This is a genomic window from Bacillus sp. FJAT-25509, from assembly GCF_001420605.1.
Classification (GTDB): Bacteria; Bacillota; Bacilli; order Bacillales; family Bacillaceae_G; genus Gottfriedia.
Genome location: NZ_LJIZ01000013.1, coordinates 59,540 through 78,170 on the forward strand (window position 1 = coordinate 59,540; position 18,631 = coordinate 78,170).

The following is an 18,631-nucleotide window of genomic DNA, read 5'->3' on the forward strand; positions in this document are numbered from 1 at the left end:
ATCAGATAAACAATAAAGCCGATGAGTGCGAGTACTCCGATTATTGCAGCTGTAAAACTGCCGAACATGATCGCTTTTCGTTTGAGAATGAACCACAAGATGATTCCCACAACGAATGGGACGAAAAATGAGTACAAATAAATGAGAAAAATGCTCGATAACGAAATGATTCCTATACCTAGTCCGATGAAAAATAGTTTGCTAGATGATTGTTGTGCGATTGTTTTCATAAAAACCCCTTTTATTCATCATATGTTCTTTATTGTCTCATAAACTGTTTTCAATTGAAAACAAAAATCCTCCTTACATTCATGGCAAGATTGTTTGTTAGTAGGTTGATGCGATTGAAATCCGTGGCCGTTTAATGAGTAATAGTGTCTGCAGTTTTAGATTTAGGGAGTCGAAATAACTAAATGAAATTCATCATTATAAAGAACGAAGCTACGGAAATTATGTGAAAAAGCTCTATGAATTTTTTTAGAAATAAGAAAGTACTCTAATTTTTCAGATTGTCCTATTATTTCGTTCACTTTAATGAATATTTTTCACAATTTTTTTCTTACCTATTTTATTTTTTTTATTAGATTATGCTAAAATGGGAAAAGATGATTTTTGGATGTGATTCGTTACGTTCATTGGGAGAAAAGGACGTGTAAAAGTGAAAGGACAACAAGGCATACCTGTCTCAATTGACTTTGAGACTTTGATAAAAGATCCACACGGGCGTGATAAAGTCAGTTTTCAAGCAAATGGCCTATACTATAAAAAAGATGATGTCTCATATTTATTATTTGATGAAAATCACGAGGACCGAAAAGTAAAGGCTACAATGAAAATAGGCAAAGGGGAAGTAACAATTATTCGTAATGGCGGGGTTATGATGCGTCACCAATACCGAGTAAATGAAACAACTGAAGGTACTTTCTCAAATGAATTAGGCGTATTCCAAACGAAAGCATATACGAAAAAACTACAATTTCTAGTATCTGAAGGACCTTTAAAAGGGGTACTTCAATTAGGGTATAAGTTATTCGTAGGTGATGAAAATGCTGGGTCGTATAACATTACAGTATCAATTAAGGAGGCAACGATATGAATACATTAGAACAAGTAAAAAGTCGTTTAAAAAATGAAATCGAAGCTGCGGTATTAAAAGCAGGATTAGCAACGGAGGAACAATTACCACAAGTTGTATTAGAAACACCAAAAGATAAAGCGCACGGAGATTTTTCAACAAATATGGCGATGCAATTAGCACGAGTTGCTAAAAAGGCTCCTAGAATGATTGCAGAAGAGCTAATTAATTCTTTTGACCAAAGTAAGGCAAGCATTCGAAAAGTAGAAATTGCTGGACCAGGATTCATCAATTTTTATATGGATAATAGTTACCTAACTGATTTAATCCCAGCAATTATTAAATCTGGAAATGAATATGGCCAAACTAACTTTGGTAACGGTGAAAAGATTTTAGTTGAGTTTGTTTCAGCGAATCCGACTGGCGATTTACATTTAGGTCATGCCCGTGGAGCAGCATTTGGAGATTCACTATGTAATATTTTAGACAAAGCAGGTTATGAAGTAACTCGTGAATATTATATTAATGATGCTGGAAACCAAATTAATAATTTAACACTTTCAGTAGAAGCTCGTTATATGCAAGCACTTGGAATGGATAAAGAAATGCCTGCAGATGGCTACCATGGAGCAGATATCATTGAGATTGGTAAAACATTAGCTGCTGAATTTGGTGACCGTTATATAAATGAACCAGAAGAAGCTCGTTACAAGTTCTTCCGTGAGTACGGTTTAAAGTTAGAAATGGAAAAACTACAACGTGATCTACGTAATTTCAGAGTAGAATTTGATGTATGGTATTCAGAAACTTCATTATATAAAAATGGCAAAGTGTTAGAGGCTCTTGATGATTTAAAACAACGCGGTGAAACATATGAAGAAGAAGGAGCGACTTGGTTCCGTTCTACAACATATGGAGATGATAAAAACCGTGTACTAATTAAAAGCGATGGTTCTTATACTTATTTAACTCCGGATATCGCTTATCACCGTGACAAACTTAGTCGTGGAGCAGATAAATTAATTGATATTCTTGGAGCTGACCATCACGGATACATTCCTCGTATGAAAGCAGCAATTCAAGCATTAGGATATAATGCTGATACGCTTGAGGTAGAAATTATCCAAATGGTTCAGTTATATCAAGATGGTGAAAAAGTTAAAATGAGTAAACGTACAGGTAAAGCTGTTACGTTACGTGATTTAATGGAAGAAGTAGGTACTGATGCTACACGTTACTTCTTTGCAATGCGCGGTTGTGACTCACATTTAGACTTTGATATGGACTTAGCTGTTTCTAAATCAAATGAAAACCCTGTTTATTATTCACAATACGCTCACGCTCGAGTTTGTAGTATTCTTCGTCAAGGAGAAGAAATGGGTATTGTTTACAATGGGGAAGCTGATTACAGCCTTGTTTCATCTGAAAAAGAATATGAGTTATTAAAGAAATTAGGAGAATTCCCAGCAGCGGTTTCATTAGCTGCTTCAAAACGTACTCCTCATCACATTACAAACTATGTGTTTGAATTAGCGGGGACTTTCCACAGCTTCTATAATGCAGAAAAAGTGTTAGATGCTGAAAATTTTGAAAAATCAAAAGCTAGACTGGCTTTAATGAAATCAGTTCAAGTTACATTACAAAATGCATTAGCTTTAGTTGGAGTTTCTGCACCAGAAAAAATGTAAGTAATTAATGAAAGTACCATATCCCAATTTGGGATATGGTACTTTTTTATTAAATAAACTACATACAACTAAATTTTTAAAAAGTATGATTTTATAATATTTTAGTTTGTTAATTTATAAAAATTTGTCGGTAAATAGGGAAAGATAACAAGTTTCACCATTTTTTTATTAATTTTTTAAATATTTTTTAAAACGACCCCCTAAAAAATGAAACCCTCTACGAATAGTTATAGTGAGAATAAATAAAGAAATTTTTACAAAGGGGAAAAATTCATGAAAAAGTTATTAGTACATACAACTGCAACAGCATTATTATTATCTCAGTTAGGATTTTCTAGTTCAGTACTGGCTGCTGAAAATGATACAGTTTCACCAACTGATCAAAAGGAAGAAGCACCTGCATTAGTTAAAGGTGATTTCTTTTACTTTGTAAAAACAACTGTAGAAAAAATCCAACTATTACTAACAACAGACAAAGTTAAAGAAGCAGAACTTTTAGCAGAATTTGCACAAGAACGTATTCATGAAGCAAGAGAATTAATAAAAGATGGCAAAGAAGATTTAGCAAAAGAAACAATAAAAGAAGCTTTAGGTCAGATGGAAAATGCTCAAGGCCAACTCGATGTTAAGTTACCAACTGTTACTGTACCAACGACTTCAGAAAAAACAACTACAGAAGTAGATAAAGAAGATCAAGAAAAAGTTGAGACAGATAAACAAGATACAGACAAACAAGAAACTGAAAAAGAAGATCAAGAAAAAGCTGAAACGGATAAACAAGATACTGATAAACAAGAAAAAGCTGAGACAGACAAACAAGACTCGGACAAACAAGAAACTGAAAAAGAACATGTTGAAAAAGATGAAAAACAAAAATTAACAAAAGAGCAAAAAGAAATTGCAAAAATTCAACACCATTTAAATAACAATTTACTAGTTTTAGCAAACGTTTTAGATCAAGTTAAAAATCCAAAAGCAAAAGCTGCGATTGCTAAAAATATTGAAAAGAGCTTTAACAAAATTTCTGAAAGATTAGAAAAAGTCTTAAAGAATACAGAACAGGATTCAACTACTTTAAAACCTGTTATTACAGTTCAATACCCTGATGCAACTACAGATCAATCAGCTACACCAGAAGTTATTACAACTGTAACGAAAATTGAAGACGTAAATGACAAAGACGTGAAAAATGACACAGACGTGAAAAATGATAATGAAGATAATCAAGGTGAAAATGAAGACAAAGATGACGCTACTGAAGTTGCTACAAAACCTGTAAAAGTAGAGCATAAGGAAGATCAACATAAAGTTGAACATAAGTCAAAAGAAGTAAAACCAGTTAAAGTAAAAAAAGTAAAAGTTGAAAAAGAAGAAAAACACGTAGAAAAGCACGTAGAAAAACATGTAGTAAAACACGAAAATGGTACAAACCATAGAAATCAAGAACACCAAGGAAACCAAGGTGAACATGAAAATCGTGGGAAACATAAGGAAAATGAAAAGCACGAATGGAAAAAAAATGAGGATTCAAATGATCAAGGTGAAAACCACGGAAATGGACATCATGAAGACTAATAAGTAAATATTTCCATTCGCCTTTCAATAAAATCACATGAAACATTTCATAAGATGCGATATGCTTAATTGCAAACGGTTAAATTAAAATGGTGCCTCTGATATTCATTGATTATATAATGAGTGGAGGCGCCTTTAAGTTTTAATAGCCAAGCAATCCTCTTTTGAAAGGAGATGGGGTCTTGTTACTTACAATTTTTCAAACGCTTTATAAAAGAAAAGAAAAAATTGAAGATATTGTATTAACAATACAACAGTCTTCATCAAAAGAACTAGATGATTTTATAGTTCAATATACCCCTTTTATAAACAAAACTGTTTCTACTATTTGTGGAAGATTTATTACAAATCAAGAAGATGAATTTAGTATCGGTTTAAATGCATTTCATGAAGCTATTAAACTATATTCATATAAAAAAGGTGCGTCATTTCTATCTTTTGCAAAGTTGATCATAAAGCGAGAATTAATCGATCACTTTCGCAAGGAATCTAAGTATCAATTATTAACTTCAGAACAAACTGGGTCCGAGGATCTGCATAAACAATACGACGACCATGTATATAGCACTTATATAAAAAATTTTGATGAAATAAATCGTAAAGAGGAAATTATTCATTTCAGTGAGATGCTTAAACAATTTGGAATTTCATTAGAAAGTTTAGTAGAGGTTTCACCTAAACATGAAGACACAAGGGAGCATATTTTTTCAGTTGTAGACCTTATTACATCTGATGAAGAAATGTTAACTTTTCTATATAATAAGAAAAAATTACCGATGAACAAACTAGAAACTAAAGTGAATATAAGCCGAAAAACGCTTGAAAAACATAGAAAATATATTATTGCCATGAGTATTATAAGCGTCAATGAGTATATTTATTTACAAAACTATTTAAAAAGGGGGAACTGAAGATGAACAATGGTATTGTATTAAAAGTAAATCGCTCATCCGTAGTTGTACTAACTGCGAACGGAGAGTATTTAAAATGTAAAAAACTATTGTCATCCTATTCAATTGGTGAAGAAATTCAGTTTCCCAGCAATGCAATTATTTTAAATAATAATAAAATAAAAATAAGTTTTCCTAAGTTGTTACCTGTCGTAATTGTTTGTGGGTTAATACTTTTCTCTTTTACATTTGTAAACTTGAACAGAGAAGAAGCATTAGCAGCAGGAAAGGTTACAATTGATTCTGGGGCAAAAGTGTCATTAATTTTGGACAAACAGTTAAATGTTATTGATTTAAAAGCTCACAATGAACAAGGTAAAAAAGTGATCAATAAAATGGATAACTGGAAACAGGAGCCCCTACATTTAGTTATGGATGATTTAGTTGGTGAAATGGAGAAGTCTAAAGTAATTGAACCAAATGAAAAAATCAAATTAACTGGTGAGATGAATAAAGAATTTGAAAATAAACAAAGTGTGCTAAATCACGAATTGAAGGATATTCAAGAAAGTGATAATCATTTTAATATCCCAAATTCTAAGGAACTTGATCAGCCAAAGATTAAAATTCAAAATCATAAACAAAATCAAAGTCAAAATCAAAATAAACAAGAAAAAAGTTTTAATTCTAATTCAACGAAAGTCATAAAAGGCGAAAATAATTACAAGGATAAATCTATTATAAAGTCACCTACAATCATAAAAGATAAAGAAAATGATAATGGTCATCCAAAAGAAGTTCAAAATAATAGACATCAAGAAGAGCACTGGGGAAATAAGCAGCGTCAATGGAATCATAGAAACCAAGATGAACATCATGAATCATCGAAGCAAAATCAAAAGAAACAATACAACAACAATGAAAAGCATCAAGACAAAAAAAAAAATGACTATAATGATAACCGCAAATTAAGAAGAAGTGATAATGATCAAGGCAGAAATGAACATAACGAAGGATGTCATGGGTGCAATAATCGTTATAAAAACAATGAAAACGAGAACGAGAACGAGAACGATAACGGCTGGCATAATGGTAGTGAAAAACGCTCAGATTAATAATCTGAGCGTTTTTTATACAAATAATATACTTTAAACTCATGAAAGAATAAAGGCTTAGGAAATGCCGCTCAAATGCTCATGAATAACCTTCCATTCACCATGTTCATTCTTAGTAAATAAATTAGTAGCCCTGCCATGTCCAAGTACAAACTTCCCGTTCATATAGTCTTCATATTGAAATTGATAAACACATGAAGCAGAATTTTGATCGATAGTTAACCATCTTACATTCGTAGCTGTATAAACTTCATCTTGAATTACATTCCAGGCATTCTCAAAATACTGCTGAATTTTCTAGTAAAGAAGTACAGGTTTTGTCTGAAAACCAATAAATGGCGTCCTTATGAATATATTTTTTTGCTTGATTAAAATCATGTGTATTTGTCGCTTTTATGTATTGTTGTAGCGCACTTTGATAGTTCATTTACAAACCACCTTTATAGTAGAATTGAAGTAAGACCTGTAGGTGAATATCTATAAACCATCATATCATTGCCATCCATAATTAATCAGTTGTTTTAAAGATATTGCCAAATGAAAGAAACCCTCAAGGTGAGTTAAAACTTCCTTAAGGGCTACGCATGTATAAATGAGCTTTTTAAATGCTTTCTTGACCCCTTTATTTCCTGTTGTTATCATTTCGTTACTCTTCTTAAGTAACTTCGATTATTCCACCACTTATTCGCTTATAACCTCTCCATTTCGACAGATCTTCCATTAACTGCAATAGAGCTAAATCCTTTTTTTTCGATTCAATCATTATATCGATATCACTTCCAATTGATCTGACAATGTCAAAAAAAGGCTTAATAAAATCAGGGTCAATTAGATCTGAATGCGCTCTAAACTCTTTATCGGATTTCGGAGATGAAATATGAATTTTAGGCTTCAAATCTGTATGATCCCAAGTAGAGAATATAAGGGGTAATAAGTTCTCTAACGGCTCTTCACATAAGTTTGCCATATGATGATGATAGTCAAATACGAGCGGAATGCCTTCGTTTTTGCAAACCATTAGTGTTTCAGTGGTATTATACGTTTTATCGTCATTTTCTAAAGTCATTTGTTTTTTAATGTGTGTAGGGAGCTTTTTTATATTTTCATAAAAGCGTTGGATAGCAAGCTCTTTATTTCCATAGGCTCCTCCAATATGTATATTAATGACGCTTTCGTCTGAAATACCCATTGCTTCAAGAACTTTATAATGATATTCCATATCAATCACAGCATTATCAGTTATATGAGGTTTATCACTTGTAAAAAGCGTGAATTGGTTAGGATGAAAACTAACTCTTAATTCATGCTTCTTGATAAAATCACCAATTTCTTTAAATTGTTTGTGAAAAATATTTATATAATCAAATTCTACATCTGGATGAGTCGCCAAAGGGACCATTGAAGAGGACATTCTATATAAGGGGATTTGTTGTCCCACATTATAATGAAGTGCTCTATACGTATTTTCGATATTTTGCGAGGTAACATAAATTAATTTCTCTAAACGCTCTTCTCGGTCAAGAGCCTTATAACGTGTAAATGTAAGAGTTTTTGCAGGTGAACAATTATATAAAGATAATGCATGTGATACATATCCGAATCGAATGATCATATTTTGTTCACCTCTAACTTGGTTTTTGTATACCTAAAAAAACTACATTAATGGAGAAAGAAGCTTAGATAAAAGCTTGCGACACTTCCATAAGAATGTTGTATTTTTATAATGCTGGGTAGGATATGATTTTGAGTGCTCTAAGTCCTTAATAAATATTTCCTTGATCTTCAATATGAAAGACTCACTTGAAAAAATACAACTCCATTCATCATTAATGCAAAGACTTCTACGATCAAAGTTAACGGATCCTACATCACAGCAACAATCATCGATGAGTAGTACTTTTGCATGAAAAAAACCCTTCTGATAATGAAAAACTTCCCCGCCACCTTCTAAAATTAAAAGGAGATGTGGAAAACTGGCCTCTTTAACTAGTCTGTGGTCTTCTTTTTCTGGGATCATTACGCATATTTGGACGCCTCGATTAAGAGCGGCAAGAAGTGCGTTCATCAGTTTTTTTGTTGGAATAAAATAAGGTGTACCAATATAAATATGTTTTTTTGCTTGATCAATTAAATCTTTATATAGGTTCTCAATGCGTACAAAGTCCGACGAATAGAAGTGATGCTCAATTTTTCCTTTTGCTAATTCACCGTCATTAATTAGCGTAAAGGATTCTCCGCCACTTCTAACCCAGTCAATTAAAAATTGAACGTGCAAATCTTTTACACCTTCACCAGTCATTCGAATATGATAATCTCTCCAATATCCTAAGTCTTCATCAAAACCAATATATTCTTTGCCAATATTAAAACCGCCAAAATAGCCGGTTTTTTGATCTATTACTGTAATCTTACGATGGTTTCGGTGTTGAAACCGATAGAGAGTATATGGAAATCCGGTTCGCCGATTAAAAAGTACTTCCACGCCATTTTCTTTTAGTTTTTTTATTCGTTCACGCTTTAGTCTAAAGCTTCCGATCCAATCAACAAGTAAGCGTACTTGTAATCCTTCCCGAGCTTTCCTTTCGAGCAGTGATAAAAATTTTTCGGATGTATCATCGTTTCGAACAATATAAAAAAGCATAGATATGCTACTACTTGCTCCTGTTATATCGTCTAGAAGATGCTTGTACAATTCATTACCTTCTGTTATTAACATTGTTTCACTATATCTTTTTTTAAATGGACAAGTTTTATCATATTTATGAAAAGCTTTATAACCAAAATAAAGATCTAAGCTAGCAAGGAGTATAAGAAAGAGTAGAGCAATTAAGCAAATGCAAAGAATCATATAATTAAACTCCTTTACCTTTTACGTGTTGATAGTATGACCATATAAATTGAAGAATATGAAAAAGAGCCAACTTAATATGAAAAAGTATTTGACTGAATAGTCATTCATAATATAATTAAAGTATATATTTTCTGAATATTATTATGGTTATAAATTTTTAAACAGTAAGCGTTTTCTTTATAGCCGGGAAAATTGGGGGAGGAATACATCATGGATCATGCACTTTTGTATTTGAACGCACTAGGGTTTGTGGCAATTACAGTTTATGCAATTTATTTATTCATTTACCTAATTAAAACAAGAATTGCCTACATTAAACTTGGTAAAAAAGAAGAATTTGAAAGAAATTTGAAAGATCGCTTTCAAAAAATTTGGGTCAATGTTTTTGGGCAAAAAAAGCTATTGAAGGATAAGAAAAGTGGATTTATTCATTTGTTATTCTTTTATGGATTCATTTTAGTTCAAGCTGGAGCTTTAGACTTTATTTTAAGAGGTCTTGTTCCTGGAGTACATTTACCACTTGGACCTTTATATGGTGCATTTACATTTTTTGAAGAAATCGTTGCGTTACTAATATTGGTGGCAGTTGTTTGGGCCTTCCATAGACGATATATTGAAAAATTAGTTCGATTAAAAAGAGGTTGGAAAAGCGGGTTAGTCTTAATTTTCATTGGTTTATTAATGTTATCAACTCTGTTTGGTAATGGAATGGGAATCATTTGGAGTGGAGATGGAACGAGCTTCCACGAACCAATCGCATCTTTAGTTGCAACAATTTTTAATGGTATTAGTGAACCTTTAGCAATTTCATTCTTTTACGTTGCTTGGTGGATTCACTTAATTTCACTTTTAACTTTCTTAGTATATGTACCACAATCAAAGCACGCACATTTACTTGCAGGTCCAGCGAACGTGTATTTTAATCGCTTATCGAAGGCAGGAAAATTAGAAAAAATAGATTTTGAAGATGAAACGCAAGAGACATTTGGTGTTGGAAAAATAAGCGACTTCCGTCAGTCGCAATTAATTGACTTATATGCATGTGTAGAATGTGGTCGTTGTACAAATGTATGTCCTGCTACTGCAACTGGAAAAATGCTGTCACCAATGGATTTAATTCTAAAACTTCGTGATCATTTAACTGAAACAGGGGCAGTTGTAACGTCTCGTGCACCTTGGGTTCCAACTGTTGCGTTTTCTAAAACAAAAGGAAATCAATTAGCATTTGCTTCACAAGGAAAACAAGAATCAGCGGCAACATTGGAATATAGTCCAAGTTTAATTGGCGATGTAATTACTGAGGAAGAGATTTGGGCATGTACAACTTGTCGTAACTGTGAAGATCAATGTCCAGTAATGAATGAACATGTTGAAAAGGTTATTGATTTACGTCGTTATTTAGTTTTAACAGAAGGTAAGATGCAGCCAGATGCTCAACGTGCAATGACAAATATCGAACGTCAAGGAAATCCATGGGGATTAAATCGTAAAGACCGTGAAAACTGGAGAGAACTTGATGAAAGTATCCATATCCCAACAGTAAAAGAAGCTCAGAAAGCTGGAGAAGAAATTGAGTACTTATTCTGGGTTGGTGCAATGGGTTCATATGATAACCGTAGTCAAAAAATCGCATTAGCATTTGCGAAACTAATGAATGAAGCTGGAATTAAGTTTGCTATTTTAGGTAATAAGGAGAAAAACTCTGGTGATACACCTAGACGTTTAGGTCAAGAATTCTTATTCCAAGAGTTAGCAAGTAATAATATCGCAGAAATTGAAAAATCGGGAGTAAGCAAATTAGTCACAATTGACCCGCATGCTTATAACACATTTAAAAATGAATATCCTGATTTTGGTTTATCAATAGAAGTTTATCATCATACAGAATTATTATCTCAATTGGTTAAAGAAGGTAAGTTAAAGCCGGTTCATCAAGTAAATGAAGTAATTACTTACCATGATTCATGCTATTTAGGCCGATACAATGAAGTTTATGAAGCTCCTAGGGATATTCTTCGTGCAATTCCTGGCGTCAAACTAGTTGAAATGGAGCGTAAACGTGAAACAGGTATGTGCTGTGGAGCGGGTGGAGGATTAATGTGGATGGAAGAGCATGTTGGTAATCGCATTAATGTAACGCGTACTGAACAAGCACTTGCAGTTAGTCCGAATGTAATTGGAACAGGTTGTCCTTATTGCTTAACAATGTTATCAGATGGAACAAAAGCAAAAGAAGTAGAAGAAGCTGTTAAAACACTTGATATAGCAGAGCTTTTAGAGTTATCGATTTTTGGTGACAAACAAAACCAAGCTTCATAAAAGTTCTATAACTTTTCACTCTTCATAAAATAACAATGAAAGGTGTGCAACTTGTACACCTTTCAGACTGCCTGCTGGCGTTTTTTATTTGGTGAATTGATTGATTATAGAATTTTATTATAGAGGAGAAATAGATAATATTTTAAGGGGGAAAATGGGATGAGTAAAACAGTTATAGTAAGTGCAGTTCGTACACCAATCGGACGTTTTGGAGGCGCCTTAAAGGGCTTTAGTGCTGCTCAGTTAGGTGGTATCGCAATTAAAGAGACATTGAACCGTGTTAACCATCCATTAGAAATGATTGATGATGTAATAATGGGTACGGTTTTACAAGGTGGACAAGGACAATTACCTTCAAGACAAGCACTTCGTAATGCAGGATTACCTTGGGAAACAAGATCAGAAACAATTAATAAAGTATGTGCATCTGGTATGCGTAGTGTTATGCTTTCTGATTTATTGATTCGTTCTGGCGAAAGTAAACGTATTGTTGCAGGTGGAATGGAATCCATGAGCAATACTCCTTATTATCAAACCTCTATTAGATGGGGAAATAAAATGGGGAACACAGAATTAAAGGATGGCCTTCTAGTAGATGGCTTAACTTGTTCATTTACTGGAGTTCATATGGGTACATATGGAAGTGAAGTTGCTAAACTCGAAGACATATCTCGTGAACAACAAGATGAGTGGGCACTTCGTAGTCAACAACTTGCGGTTGAATCGATTAAAACAGGTAAATTTGAAGAAGAGATTGTAACGATTGAGTCAGTTGGCAAAAAAGGAGTCGTAACAAAAATAGAAGTAGACGAGTGTCCAAGGGAAGATACTACGATTGAAAAACTAGCTAAGCTATCTCCAGCATTTGATCGCGACGGAACGATCACAGCTGGAAATGCACCTGGATTAAATGACGCAGGTGCAGCACTATTGTTAATGAGTGAGGAAGAAGCAAAACTAAATGGCTACTTACCTTTAGCTACAATTGTTGCAACAGAATCAATGGCTGTAGAAGCAAAGGACTTCCCTAGAACTCCGGGATATGTCATTCAAAAATTATTACAAAAAACAAATAAAAAGATTTCAGATATTGACTTATTTGAAATTAACGAAGCATTCGCAGCAGTAGTTTTAGCAAGTGCGAAAATTGCGGATATACCTTTAGAAAAAATAAATGTAAATGGTGGAGCTATTGCACTAGGACATCCAATTGGAGCAAGTGGTGCAAGAATCATCGTAACTTTAATTAATGCACTAAAAGCAAGAGGCGGAGGCCTTGGAATTGCTGCAATTTGTAGCGGTGGTGGTCAAGGTGACGCTGTTTTAGTAGAGGTACGATAAGAGAGAAAAGCAAGAAAAGCAGGGTATGGGAGGAGCAGGAAAGGTATGGAGGGAAATATTTCTTTCTACCTAAGTACTGCCTCCCTTAAGCTGTTATTTTTTTTGCTTTTCTATTATTGCCTATTAACTTGATCCTGTTTTTCCTTCCTTCCAGGCTTAAAAATTTTTCTACAAAAAATAACAGGAATTTTCAGATTTTTGTCTAATATTATACGAAGTAGACTATCTTTTTAGTCAAAGTAGAAAATATTTTGTTAACGCTTACAAAAATCGACAAAAACAACATGGCAGTGATAAGGAAGCAATTAAGTTAAGGGGAATAGGATATAAAATAATGATCTTTAATTAAAACCTTTCATTTGATTGTGATCCTTGTCCTAGCAAAAATCGGGGGAAATGATCTATGCAATTTCGTTTAAGTGAAGAACATGAAATGATTCGTAAAATGGTAAGAGATTTTGCTAGAAATGAGGTTGCTCCGTCAGCTGCTGAGCGTGATGAGCATGAAAAATTTGATCGTTCAATATTTGATCAAATGGCTGAGTTGGGATTAACAGGCATTCCATTCCCAGAAGAATATGGTGGAATCGGTAGTGATTATTTAGCTTACGTTATCGCGGTTGAAGAGCTTTCAAGAGTTTGCGCTTCAACGGGTGTAACTTTATCAGCACACACTTCATTAGCTAGTTGGCCGATATATAAATTTGGTACTGAAGAACAAAAACAAAAATTCTTAAAACCGTTAGCACAAGGAACAAAAATTGGTGCTTATGGGTTAACTGAACCAGGATCTGGATCAGATGCTGGTGGTATGAGAACGACTGCTAAAAAAGAAGGAAACGAATATATTTTAAATGGTTCAAAAATATTTATTACTAATGGTGGGGAAGCGGAAATTTACGTAGTATTTGCAGTGACTGATCCGACAAATAAACACGGGGTTTCTGCATTTATCGTTGAAAGTGATACACCAGGTTTTTCAGTTGGTAAGAAAGAAAGTAAATTAGGTATTCGTTCATCGCCAACAACTGAAATTATCTTTGAAGAATGTCGTATTCCGGCTGAAAACCTATTAGGTGAAGAAGGTAAAGGATTTAAAGTTGCAATGCAAACCCTTGACGGGGGCAGAAATGGTATTGCAGCTCAAGCGGTAGGTATTGCACAAGGTGCTTTAGATGCGTCAGTTGATTATGCTAAAGAGCGTGTTCAATTTGGAAAACCAATTATTGCTCAACAAGGTATCTCATTTAAACTTGCTGATATGGCTACAAGTATCGAAGCCTCTCGTCTATTAACATACCAAGCTGCTTGGTTGGAATCTAATGGACTTCCATATGGTAAGGAATCTGCAATGTCAAAATTACTTGCTGGAGATACTGCAATGAAAGTTACAACAGAGGCAGTACAAGTATTCGGTGGATATGGATATACGAAGGACTATCCGGTAGAACGCTTTATGCGAGATGCTAAAATCACTCAAATCTATGAGGGAACACAAGAAATTCAAAAACTAGTAATCTCAAGAATGCTATAAAAGTTAATTTTTATTCTTCTTTTCGCTTTACGAATGATTAGGATCACTTGGTACAAGGAATATTGATTGCCCTTTACCAAGTTTTCTTTTACAAAAAAAGGTAATTATAATTTCGGGGGATGATTAGTATGGTAGAAAAGTATCAAGCTAAGCACAAGATTCGTTTCGTAACTGCATCAAGCTTATTTGATGGCCATGACGTGTCAATCAATATGATTAGAAGATTATTGCAAGAAAATGGTGTTGAAGTTGTTCACTTAGGCCATAACCGCTCTGTTGAAGAAATTATTAACGCAGCAATTCAAGAGGATGTACAAGGTATTTCAATTTCTTCCTACCAAGGTGGACATATGGAGTACTTTAAATATATGTACGATTTGCTTCAAGAAAGAGGCGCATCCCACATCAAGTTATTTGGTGGCGGTGGTGGCGTAATTTTGCCTAAAGAGCAAGAGGAGCTAGAAGGATACGGAATCACTAAAATCTATTCACCTGAAGATGGCCGTATAATGGGACTTCAAGGAATGATCAATCATATGTTACAAAGCACAGATTTTCTTCCGCCTTTGAAGGACTTAGAAAACGTTCAAAAACTATCTGCTACAAATCATAAAGAAATTGCTAGATTTATTACTCTAGCTGAAAATAAAGGTTCTCTAGATTCAAGCTTAGAGATGGCTGCAACATTAGACAAATCAGAAACTAGTAAAAGTGTAGTAATTGGTATGACTGGTACTGGTGGAGCTGGTAAGAGTTCATTAACAGATGAGCTAGTGCGCCGTTTTATTCAAGAGTTTCCAGAAAAAACTATCGGTATTGTTTCAATTGATCCAACAAAACGTAAAACAGGTGGGGCATTATTAGGTGATCGTATTCGTATGAATTCAATTCACCATCCAAATGTATATATGAGAAGTTTAGCTACTCGAGATAGTCAATCTGAAATCTCAAATGCATTAGAGGATACTATTTCAATCTTAAAAACAGCTGATTTTGATGTTATTTTTGTTGAGACAAGTGGTATAGGTCAAGGTGATGCTGCAATTACACAGTACAGTGATATTCATCTGTATGTTATGACAAGTGAATTTGGAGCACCTTCTCAATTAGAAAAGATTGATATGATTGACTTTGCAGATTTGATTGCAATTAATAAATTTGAACGTCAAGGCTCAGAAGATGCATTACGTCTTGTTCAAAAACAATATCAACGTAGTCGCCATCTTTTCCATGATGATATAGCTACAATGCCTGTATACGGAACAATAGCTAGCCAGTTCAACGATGCAGGTACAAATAATTTATTTTTAGCTTTAACAAAATCAATTGAAAAACACACTGCTAATGAATGGAATACGACATATATTAAGCCGGGTAATGTTGAGAAACAACATGTCATTATTCCAAGTAATCGTCGTTTTTATTTAAGAGAAATTGCAGAAACTATAAGAAACTATCACGAAAACACTGAACTTGAGGCAGCAAAAGCTTCAAAGCTTTATCAAATTGAAGGAACACTGTCTGAAATAGAGTCACAAAATATTGAAGATGCAAAACCTACATTAGTAGATTTGAAAAATAAATTTGAAGAATCTCTTGCTCCTTCTACAAAACAAGCTCTAAATCATTTTAAATTAATTAAAGAAGCATATTCACAAGATCAATTAATTCAAAAAATTAGAGATAAAGAAATTAAAGTTGAGTTAACAACTACAACTTTATCGGGCACAAAAATACCGAAAGTATCTGTACCTACTTATCGAGATTATGGAGATTTATTAAGATGGGTAGCGAAAGAAAACGTGCCAGGATATTTCCCATTTACAGCTGGAGTTTTCCCATTCAAGCGCCAAGATGAAGATCCGAAGAGACAATTTGCTGGTGAGGGACCTCCAAGCAGAACAAATAAACGATTCCACTATCTATGTGAGAATGACCCAGCTAAACGTTTAAGTACAGCATTTGATTCAGTAACTCTATACGGAGAAGACCCAGCAATTCGTCCTGATATTTTTGGGAAAATTGGTGAGAGTGGTGTAAATGTATGTACTTTAGATAATATGATTGAGCTTTATAATGGTTTTGATTTATGTAGTCCATCAACATCTGTTTCTATGACAATTAATGGTCCAGCACCAATTATTTTAGCTATGTTCTTAAACACTGCTATCCATCAACAAGTTAAATTAAAAGAAAAAGAATTAGGCCGAATTTTAACAGTTGAAGAATTCACTGAAATCAAGAGAGTAACTTTACAAAAAGTTCGTGGTACTGTTCAAGCTGATATTTTAAAAGAGGATCAAGGGCAAAATACATGTATTTTCTCAACAGAATTCGCTTTAAAAATGATGGGCGATATTCAACAGTATTTCATTGATAATAGTGTTCGTAATTATTATTCAGTTTCTATTTCTGGATACCATATTGCTGAAGCTGGAGCAAATCCAATTTCACAACTTGCATTCACTTTATCAAATGGATTCACTTACGTTGAATATTATTTAAGTCGAGGCATGAAAATTGATGATTTTGCACATAATTTATCGTTCTTCTTTAGTAATGGACTTGATGCAGAGTACTCAGTAATAGGACGTGTAGCGAGAAGAATTTGGGCTGTTACGATGAAAGAAAAATATGGTGCATCTGAACGTAGCCAAAAACTTAAATACCATGTTCAAACATCAGGTCGCTCATTACATGCTCAAGAGATGGCATTTAATGATATACGTACAACGTTACAAGCATTACTGGCTTTATATGATAACTGTAACTCACTTCATACAAATGCATATGATGAGGCTGTTACAACTCCTACTGAGGAATCTGTACGTCGTGCAATGGCGATTCAGCTTATTATTCAAAAGGAAAATGGTCTATCGAAAAATGAAAATCCAATCCAAGGATCATTTATCATTGAGCAGTTAACAGACTTAGTAGAAGAAGCAGTATTAAAAGAGTTTGAGAGAATCAGTGACCGTGGTGGCGTATTAGGTGCGATGGAGCTTCAATATCAACGCGGTAAAATTCAAGAAGAATCACTTTATTATGAAACACTTAAACATAATGGTGACCTTCCTATCATAGGGGTAAATTCTTACATCAATCCTAACGAACAAATGGAATCAATCAATACAATGGAAATCGCTAGATCAAGCTACGAAGAAAAACAATCGCAAATTGATCATGTAGAGCAATTCCAAGTGAAACATAAATCAGAAGCACAAGTCGCTCTAGAACAATTAAAACAAGTTGCTCGTCAAAATGGCAATCTATTCGAAGAGCTAATGAATACTGTTCGCGTTGCTAGTTTAGGGCAAATCACTCAAGCATTATATGAAGTAGGCGGACAATACCGTAGAAATATGTAAAAAAGAATTGCGAAAAGCCACTTGTCCGCTTTAAGACAGCAAAAGGGGCATGTGACTGGAGCTAGATAGAATGGGCGTCTTTTTAGACGCTCATTTTACTATTTTCGCGAAAAATTAATCTAATATTGAAAAATATAGACAAGGTGCTAGCATATTTAACTTAGTTTTGTTTATAATGAAAGATATGTATTTTATAACTAACTAGTAAAATTTATACATAATGTTATTGAATTATGGTGAAAATATTATTTTTAAAGGAGTGCTTACCTTGAGTTTAAAGCAATACTCGGAAGAGCAATTAAAAGAATTATCGCTTATTGAATTAGCATATGAACTTTTTTCAGAAACAAAGGAACCTATTTCTTTTTATGATTTAGTTGACCAAATGGCAACAGTTTTAGGTGTAACTAGAGAGGCACTATTAGAAAAACTTCCTCAATTTTATACAGAACTAAATATTGATGGACGTTTCGTATGTTTAGGTGAAAATCGTTGGGGATTACGCGCTTGGTATCCATATGATCAAGCTGAAGAAGAAGTATTACCTGTTGCAAAACCTAAGAAGAAACGTAAACAGGTTGAAGAAGATGAAGAGTTCGAAGATTATGACAATTCTGATGAAGATGAGTTTGAAGAGGAAGAACTTGAATTAGACGAGATAGATGAAGATCTAGTTGATGATGATGAAACTGATGAGTTTGATGACGAAGAAATCGATGAAGACGATGAAGACATTGAAATTGATGATGAAGATTTAGAACTAGAAGATGAAGACGATGAAGAATTAGATGAATTTGAAGAGGAAGAAGAACGATAAGTTCTTGACTTTTAAGTACTGAATGAGTAGAATTCTTATTGGGCTCTTTAAAAAGAAC

12 protein-coding genes and 1 pseudogene are annotated in these 18,631 nt (G+C 33.8%); 10 read left to right on the forward strand and 3 right to left on the reverse strand.

From position 1 onward, the window contains the following. Positions 1 to 658 precede the first annotated feature (658 nt). From AN960_RS07670 to AN960_RS07690, 5 genes are all read left to right on the forward strand, one after another. Positions 659 to 1,096 (forward strand): YwiB family protein, encoded by a 438-nt coding sequence (locus AN960_RS07670; protein ID WP_056469204.1) that lies wholly within the window; start codon positions 659 to 661, stop codon positions 1,094 to 1,096. After that, positions 1,093 to 2,763, forward strand: a complete 1,671-nt coding sequence (argS, locus tag AN960_RS07675; RefSeq protein ID WP_056469206.1) for an arginine--tRNA ligase — start codon at positions 1,093 to 1,095, stop codon at positions 2,761 to 2,763. The genes AN960_RS07670 and argS overlap by 4 nt, the downstream gene beginning before the upstream one ends. Before the next feature lie 273 nt (positions 2,764 to 3,036). Continuing rightward, the gene (locus tag AN960_RS24395; RefSeq protein WP_056469208.1) at positions 3,037 to 4,338 is read left to right on the forward strand and encodes a DUF5667 domain-containing protein; all 1,302 of its coding nucleotides are present in this window, start codon (positions 3,037 to 3,039) and stop codon (positions 4,336 to 4,338) included. Between the two features lie 182 nt (positions 4,339 to 4,520). After that, positions 4,521 to 5,249: an RNA polymerase sigma-I factor gene (sigI, locus tag AN960_RS07685; protein WP_082459423.1), complete on the forward strand. Its 729-nt coding sequence runs from the start codon at positions 4,521 to 4,523 to the stop codon at positions 5,247 to 5,249. Between the two features lie 2 nt (positions 5,250 to 5,251). Then, the gene (locus AN960_RS07690) at positions 5,252 to 6,343 is read left to right on the forward strand and encodes an anti-sigma factor domain-containing protein (RefSeq protein ID WP_056469210.1); all 1,092 of its coding nucleotides are present in this window, start codon (positions 5,252 to 5,254) and stop codon (positions 6,341 to 6,343) included. A 57-nt stretch (positions 6,344 to 6,400) separates the two neighbouring features. Here the strand turns inward: AN960_RS07690 and AN960_RS07695 are convergent. The 3 genes and pseudogenes from AN960_RS07695 to cls all read right to left on the reverse strand — a co-directional run bounded on the left by AN960_RS07695 (position 6,401) and on the right by cls (position 9,191). Further along, positions 6,401 to 6,770: pseudogene (locus AN960_RS07695) on the reverse strand (YybH family protein). 228 nt (positions 6,771 to 6,998) lie between these two features. Then, positions 6,999 to 7,955, reverse strand: a complete 957-nt coding sequence (uvsE, locus tag AN960_RS07700; protein WP_056469211.1) for a UV DNA damage repair endonuclease UvsE — start codon at positions 7,953 to 7,955, stop codon at positions 6,999 to 7,001. 42 nt (positions 7,956 to 7,997) lie between these two features. Continuing rightward, a complete protein-coding gene (cls, locus tag AN960_RS07705; protein ID WP_056469213.1) occupies positions 7,998 to 9,191 on the reverse strand; it encodes a cardiolipin synthase in 1,194 nt (397 codons plus the stop codon). A 213-nt stretch (positions 9,192 to 9,404) separates the two neighbouring features. Between cls and AN960_RS07710 the strand changes: the two genes are divergently transcribed. The 5 genes from AN960_RS07710 (at position 9,405) to rpoE (ending at position 18,573) form a co-directional block, all read left to right on the forward strand. Then, positions 9,405 to 11,513, forward strand: coding sequence for a heterodisulfide reductase-related iron-sulfur binding cluster (locus AN960_RS07710; protein ID WP_056469216.1), 2,109 nt, complete (start codon positions 9,405 to 9,407; stop codon positions 11,511 to 11,513). A 159-nt stretch (positions 11,514 to 11,672) separates the two neighbouring features. Continuing rightward, on the forward strand, positions 11,673 to 12,854 hold the full coding sequence (locus AN960_RS07715; protein ID WP_056469219.1) for an acetyl-CoA C-acetyltransferase: 1,182 nt from the start codon (positions 11,673 to 11,675) through the stop codon (positions 12,852 to 12,854). Between the two features lie 403 nt (positions 12,855 to 13,257). Next, positions 13,258 to 14,388 carry an acyl-CoA dehydrogenase gene (locus AN960_RS07720; protein ID WP_056469221.1) on the forward strand — a complete coding sequence of 377 codons (1,131 nt, stop codon included), beginning with the start codon at positions 13,258 to 13,260 and terminating at the stop codon, positions 14,386 to 14,388. A 128-nt stretch (positions 14,389 to 14,516) separates the two neighbouring features. Further along, positions 14,517 to 17,756: a fused isobutyryl-CoA mutase/GTPase IcmF gene (icmF, locus tag AN960_RS07725; RefSeq protein ID WP_056469223.1), complete on the forward strand. Its 3,240-nt coding sequence runs from the start codon at positions 14,517 to 14,519 to the stop codon at positions 17,754 to 17,756. A 268-nt stretch (positions 17,757 to 18,024) separates the two neighbouring features. Further along, positions 18,025 to 18,573, forward strand: coding sequence for a DNA-directed RNA polymerase subunit delta (gene rpoE, locus AN960_RS07730; protein ID WP_056469225.1), 549 nt, complete (start codon positions 18,025 to 18,027; stop codon positions 18,571 to 18,573). Positions 18,574 to 18,631: the final 58 nt, after the last annotated feature.

What these genes read in the sequence shown, in the direction of transcription:
- icmF (WP_056469223.1), top strand. Translation starts at nt 14,517, where the DNA reads ATGGTAGAAAAGTATCAAGCTAAGCACAAGATTCGTTTCGTAACTGCA.
- AN960_RS07710 (WP_056469216.1), top strand. Translation starts at nt 9,405, where the DNA reads ATGGATCATGCACTTTTGTATTTGAACGCACTAGGGTTTGTGGCAATT.
- argS (WP_056469206.1), top strand. Translation starts at nt 1,093, where the DNA reads ATGAATACATTAGAACAAGTAAAAAGTCGTTTAAAAAATGAAATCGAA.
- AN960_RS07715 (WP_056469219.1), top strand. Translation starts at nt 11,673, where the DNA reads ATGAGTAAAACAGTTATAGTAAGTGCAGTTCGTACACCAATCGGACGT.
- cls (WP_056469213.1), bottom strand. Translation starts at nt 9,191, where the DNA reads ATGATTCTTTGCATTTGCTTAATTGCTCTACTCTTTCTTATACTCCTT.
- AN960_RS07690 (WP_056469210.1), top strand. Translation starts at nt 5,252, where the DNA reads ATGAACAATGGTATTGTATTAAAAGTAAATCGCTCATCCGTAGTTGTA.
- AN960_RS24395 (WP_056469208.1), top strand. Translation starts at nt 3,037, where the DNA reads ATGAAAAAGTTATTAGTACATACAACTGCAACAGCATTATTATTATCT.
- AN960_RS07720 (WP_056469221.1), top strand. Translation starts at nt 13,258, where the DNA reads ATGCAATTTCGTTTAAGTGAAGAACATGAAATGATTCGTAAAATGGTA.
- uvsE (WP_056469211.1), bottom strand. Translation starts at nt 7,955, where the DNA reads ATGATCATTCGATTCGGATATGTATCACATGCATTATCTTTATATAAT.